The sequence below is a fragment of the Clostridium sp. genome (assembly GCF_016650095.1).
Taxonomy (GTDB): domain Bacteria; phylum Bacillota; class Clostridia; order Clostridiales; family Clostridiaceae; genus Clostridium_AD.
In genome coordinates, this window is record NZ_JAENWL010000218.1 from 1 (window position 1) to 6,246 (window position 6,246).

General features: G+C 31.4%; 3 protein-coding genes and 2 pseudogenes. 4 read left to right on the forward strand and 1 reads right to left on the reverse strand.

The annotated features are described in order from the left end of the window. A pseudogene (locus tag JJE11_RS12535) lies at positions 1-208 on the forward strand (hypothetical protein); the annotation flags it as partial. 79 nt (positions 209-287) lie between these two features. Here the strand turns inward: JJE11_RS12535 and JJE11_RS12540 are convergent. Then, positions 288-1,208: a chemotaxis protein gene (locus JJE11_RS12540; RefSeq protein WP_291636110.1), complete on the reverse strand. Its 921-nt coding sequence runs from the start codon at positions 1,206-1,208 to the stop codon at positions 288-290. A 356-nt stretch (positions 1,209-1,564) separates the two neighbouring features. Here JJE11_RS12540 and JJE11_RS12545 point away from each other — a divergent pair, with 356 nt between their 5' ends. The 3 genes and pseudogenes from JJE11_RS12545 to JJE11_RS12555 all read left to right on the forward strand — a co-directional run. Continuing rightward, positions 1,565-4,594 carry a DEAD/DEAH box helicase gene (locus JJE11_RS12545; protein ID WP_291636112.1) on the forward strand — a complete coding sequence of 1,010 codons (3,030 nt, stop codon included), beginning with the start codon at positions 1,565-1,567 and terminating at the stop codon, positions 4,592-4,594. 74 nt (positions 4,595-4,668) lie between these two features. Then, on the forward strand, positions 4,669-5,475 hold the full coding sequence (locus tag JJE11_RS12550) for an SWIM zinc finger family protein (protein ID WP_291636114.1): 807 nt from the start codon (positions 4,669-4,671) through the stop codon (positions 5,473-5,475). A 218-nt stretch (positions 5,476-5,693) separates the two neighbouring features. Next, positions 5,694-6,246 (forward strand): annotated as a pseudogene (locus JJE11_RS12555) (hypothetical protein); the annotation flags it as partial.

Sequence of the window (6,246 nt, forward strand, 5' to 3'; positions counted from 1 at the left end):
ATGGCCAGGAGTTAACCCAGAAGCTTGCATGGATTTATATGGCAAACAACTTATATATATTGTACAAAATCTTATACAACATGATGCTAAGGATTTTGGTATGTATAGTAATGATTATTTTAATAGAGCAATATACAGAGCCAGTATTGAATGTTTTGAAGAAAGCTTCGATAACTATGGAAATGAAATAGCAGACGAGGTAATGTAAAATTTGTTTTTACATAAATAAGGATAGGCTTAAGGGCCTATCCTTATTTATAATCACTAATATAGTGTATTGAGTTTTATTATCTAAATAAAGCTCTAGTGAACCCTTTATTAGTGAATCCATCTATGCAAGTTACGAGTTCTCCTATTTCTGGCTTGCTCAGTTGTGCATCTGCACCAACAGATTCTCCCTTATGTTTTAAATCAGTTGTAATTAATGAGGAGAACAGTATAACTGGTAAATTTTTTAGCATGCTATGTTCCTTAATTTTTCTTGTCAAAGTATGACCATCCATTTGTGGCATTTCAATATCAGTTATAAGTACGTGAACATCTTCTATAAAGTTTTCTTTCTTGACTTCAACTAAAGTTAATAGATAATCTAAAGCTTGTTTTCCGTCATCAAATATTTTCAATTTATTAAAACCAGCCTTAAAAAGAGTATCCTTTAATAATCTCCTAATTAAAGGTGAATCATCAGCTAAAACAAGTTTAACACTAGACCTATCTTTATAAGCTATATCAACGATTTTATCTTCGCTAATTCCCGTAGAAGGGCTAATATCAGTAACTATTTTTTCGAAATCTAGCATTAATATTATCTTATCGTCTAAAACGATATTTCCTATAACTAGAGAATTAATAGATATATCATCTGGTTTTGTTATTTTTTCCCACTTAATGCGGTGAACACCTACAATAGTGTCAATACTAAAGGCTACTTCAATTTTATTAAATTCACAAAGAATAATTGTTGCTTGAATTTCATTTTTATGTTGTTTCTCTAAAACATATTTTAAGTCTATTAAGGTTATTATTTTATCTCTATATAGTGTAAGTCCTGCTATGGCTGGGTGGGAATCAGGGAGCTTAGTTAGGTTATTTGCATGTATAACTTCTTTCACTTTTATAATGTTGATTGCATAATGCTTATTATTTATAACAAATTCTAGTATCTCAACTTCACCTGTTCCAGATTCTAATAGTATATTATTATTCATAGTTTCCCTCGCTTTCTAATAGATATAAACATAGGATTTTATAAAGCAAATAGTTATAGGAGAATTCCTTAGTAATTATTTTAAATTATATATTATATATTTCGAACAGAAGGCCCATAACTTTACTTTAAAATGTTAAAATTAAACTTTAACGACAATTTAGTAGGAAGTTTTCGTCTTACTTCGTTAATATTGAAGCTACTAAGGTGATGAAAAGATTAATTGGTGATAATTTAAATAAGAAATTCAATTTAAAACAATAAAACAAAATATAAAAGTGAAATTTTTCAGTAAAATATGGTAAACTGTATAGTATGCAGTAAAATGATAACAGCATTATTAGAGGTGAAGTAAAATTGATATTAAATGGCGGATGGATAGAAACTACGGAAGGTATACACGCATTTATATTGTGGGGCGAGGGTGGAGACACTAAGTGCACAAGGCGAGGTAGAAGACCTAAAAATGCACTTCCACTTTATGAAAATATGGTGCCAATTGTAGAATTATGTAGCAAACTAAATAATTCAGCATTAGAAATTAAATGTGGGAAATATAAATATAATAAAATAAAAAAGGAGCTTACTAAGCGAGAAATTAGGGGCATTACTTTAAATAATTTAGACGCATTTGATATGATTTTAACTATAGGTGCAAAATGTCCGAAGCAGATAGAACTGTCTAGCGAATTGAAGTTTTGGATTGCAGTGGCAAAATTTACAGCTGAGCTAATTATAAAGCATAAGTATTTGCCTTCTTTAACCATCGATAGAGTAAATAAAAAAGTTAATTCTCAATGGAGATGGCATACAAGCGACTCTGAATATATTGATAAAAAGAAAGCTTTATGCAGCAATATGCCCATAACGTGTAAAGCATATTTTCCTTTAGAAAATGAAGAATTTATATATACAAATAGTACTAAACTGGTAAGTAATTTCATGGATTCTATGATTGATAGTATGGTGAGATGTAGCTGCACTGAAATAAACAGTGGTAGTGATTATTTAGAGTGTAGTTTTAGCAACTTAGGCAGTACATGGATACATTCTCTTTTTTCAAAATTGCCTGAGATACCAATAGATAAAAGTGACCAAATTAAAATGCTAAATGACTATAAGAAATGGATAGAACCTATAAAAATAAAACATAGTAATCTGAAATTTCGTACATGTTTCAAAGTTATTCCACCAAGTCGAGAAGAAGAGTGGACAATTGAATATTTACTGCAAGCAAAGGATGATCCTAGCCTTATACTACCAGCAAAGACGATTTTTGAGGAATCTATGGATACCATGACCTATTTGAATAAAAAATTTAATAATCCACAAGAAAGGCTACTCGAGGATTTAGCAGTTGCATCAAAAGTATTTATTCCTATTGAAAGGAGTCTTTATGATGCAGTACCGACAGAGTGTAAGGTATCTATGGAGGAAGCTTATTCATTTTTAAGAGAATCAGCTTACTTTTTAAAGGAAAGAGGATTTGGTATTATAGCTCCAGCTTGGTGGAAAAGGCCTTCAAAGATTTCTGTTAAATTAAAGGACAAAAATGGAAGTTCAAATAGTAATTTGGCAGCGAAAAGTACATTCAATATGGATACTATTCTTGAATATGATTGGAAGCTCGCATTAGATGGAAAAGAGATCGGTGAGAAAGAATTTGATAGGATTTCCAATTTAAAGGTACCATTTATTCAATTAAGGGGTCAGTGGGTACAGGTTGACATACATCAGATTAAAACATTTACTAAGATGAAAATGAATAAAGGCTTAAATGGAAAGATTCCAGTTGGAGAATTATTAAGGATTAATCTCAGTGATGAAGAAATAATTCCTGGAGTTAGTGTTGATAATATAGATAATCAAGAAGCTGTAGGACATTTTTTTGAGAAATTGTTTAACTTGAATAATATAGAAGAAGTAGCTATTCCATTAGGCTTTGTTGGTTGTCTTCGCGAATATCAAAAGAGAGGATTTTCATGGTTAACGTTTTTGCGAAATCATGGTATAGGGGCCTGCCTTGCTGATGATATGGGACTTGGTAAAACTGTGCAAAGCATATGCCTTATGCTTTATGAGAGAGAAAAGGGGTTAACGGATAAGCCTACTTTGATAATATGTCCTACGTCTGTTGTAGGGAATTGGGAAAAAGAAATTGAAAAGTTTGCTCCTGGGCTTAAATCGGCAATTCACCACGGAAATAATAGGTGGAGTTATGAAACTTTTAGTGAAGAGATTCATAAAAATGAAGTTATTATTACAACCTATGCTCTAATAGTAAGAGATAAGGAGTTGTTCCAAAAGGAAGAATGGGCAGGAATTATATTAGATGAAGCTCAAAATATTAAAAATAGTGCATCAAAACAGACTCAATATGTCAAAAGGCTTAAAGCAGAGTATAAAATCGCATTAACAGGGACGCCAGTTGAAAATAGACTTTCAGATTTATGGTCTATCATGGACTTTTTAAACAAAGGATATTTATACAATTGGTCAACATTTAGGAGTGAATTTGCAGTTCCTATAGAGAGAGATGGAGACCCTAAAAAAAGGGATAAACTAAGGAAAATAATTACTCCATTTGTGCTACGACGGCTTAAAACTGATACGGATATTATTAAAGATTTGCCGGAAAAAATTGAAACTAAGGAATATGCTCCTTTAACAAAAGAGCAGGCTACTTTATATCAAGCAGTAGTAAATGACTGCTTAAATAAAATTGAAAGTTCCGAAGGTATTCAGCGTAGAGGCCTTGTAATTGCCTCACTTACAAAGTTTAAGCAAATTTGCAATCATCCTGTGCAGTTTTTAAAGGATAATGGCGACATTGAAGGTCGCTCCGGAAAACTTGAAAGGCTCCTAGAAATGCTAGAAGTTGTTATAGAAGAAGGGGATAGGTCATTAGTATTTACGCAGTTTGCAGAAATGGGACACATCTTAAAATCAGAGATTGAGTTAAAACTGGGTGTACGAACACTATTTTTACATGGAGGAACCAGCAGAAAGAAAAGAGAAGAGCTAATTAATATTTTTCAAGATGAAAGCACGGAGCCTATGGTATTTATATTATCTTTAAAGGCAGGTGGACTTGGGCTAAATCTTACTAAAGCGAATCATGTATTTCATTTTGATAGATGGTGGAACCCTGCAGTAGAAAATCAAGCAACAGATAGAGCCTTTAGAATAGGGCAAATTAAGAATGTTCATGTGCATAAATTTATATGCATGGGAACTCTTGAGGAAAAAATTGATGAAATGCTTGAACGAAAACAGGCACTTGCTGAAAGTATAGTTTCCACAAATGAAAACTGGATATCAGAGATGAGTAATGATGAACTTAAACAACTATTTATATTAGAGCATGATAACATAGATGAAAATTAACACTTGAAAATTAAGATAGAGTTTTATAATTGTTACCTACACGTATATCTATATTGGCGAGGAGGTGTAGACCTGTGGCTGGAAGAATAAGAAATGAATTTGGTAGTAATTGGTGGTCTAAAAAATGGAATAATGCAATTTCAAGCTTTACTATAAGTTCTAGAATTGACAAAGGACGCGAATACGCAAGAGCTGGCAATGTACTTAGTATCGAAGTTTCAAAGGGAGAAATTGAAGCAGAGGTTCAGGGTGGTAGATTAACGCCTTATAAAGTAAATATGGAAATCGATAGTTTTACAAAAGAACAGTGGGAAAAAATTATGAGTATTATGGCACAAAAAGCTATATTTTGTGCTAAGCTCTTAAATGGAGAAATGCCTGAGAATATAGAGGAAGCTTTTAAAGAAGCTAAAGTTTCTCTTTTTCCTAAAAAACAAATGCATTTAATAACTCAGTGTTCATGCCCCGATGTTGCAAATCCATGCAAACATATTGCTGCAGTTCATTATATGCTTGGACTTGAATTTGATAAAGATCCCTTTGTAATATTAAAACTGAGAGGCATGGATAAAGAAGAATTTTTAAAAGCCTTGAGAATTTTAAGAAGTGGAGATGAAAGCGATCAAATTAAAAGAAAGGCAAAAAAACTTCGCAAGTCAAAAAAAACTATTGAGGATTTAAAAAAGGAATTTGAAAGATTTAAGGGTATAGATGATGCGGTATTAAATATGCCGTTTTCTTATGTAACACCTGAAGTTAAACATGGCGTTATAAAGACACTCGGCATTCCAGACTTTTGCACTAGTGAAGACGAGTTTGAATATAAAATGAGGATGGCATACGATAATGCTGAAGAGGAAACTAGAAAGTATCTTAAATGAAAAAACTAAGCTCATAGATTATCCACTATAGTGTCAGTAGTTAAAATTCTTTATATAAGAAAAGGGACGGTTAGTAACTTATGTTAAAGTTATTAACGGTCCCTTTGAATTTCCAAATTTTCATGGATTTTAACACTTGCTTAACATGAACTTAACTTTGATAAAGTATTATTAAAATTGGACAAATTATCCAAAGATAACTAAAGGAGATGCATCCAATGAGTACTAATTTTAATAAGAAAAAGGAAATAATCGGGAGTTACGTCTCTGAAATTCTGAAAAATTTTTATGAAAGTTTTTTAAAGGTTAAGAAAGCTAAAGGTATTAAATTTAAAGGCTTCAAAAACATCTCTATTCCCATTAAAATCATCTCAGTAGTAGCAGTAATTCTAGTGTTCTTTATGGCTATACAGTGTGCAATAATATATAGAGTTACTTATAATAAAATGGTAAGCACTAATAAACAAAATATGAAGTTAGTATCTAATGAGGTATATGAAAATTTTAATAATCTAATAAAAATACAAATTAGTGATGTCCAAAAGAATGCATTAAATGATGATACCATTAGAGTCGCAAAACTTAGAAATAACACTACTCGGGGTGACTTTAAGACCATAAATAAGAATGAGATAGAAAAGACTACAAGTAGATTAATGAGTTATGTCAAAAATAACAAGACTGATGAACATGATTTTATTACTGATAAAGATGGAGTAATTATAGTAGATAGTGATAATGAATATTTAAATACGGATTTAAGCCAAAAGG

Bases quoted from the DNA above. Each gene is read 5' to 3' on its own strand.
- JJE11_RS12540 (WP_291636110.1), bottom strand. From the start codon at position 1,208: ATGAATAATAATATACTATTAGAATCTGGAACAGGTGAAGTTGAGATA.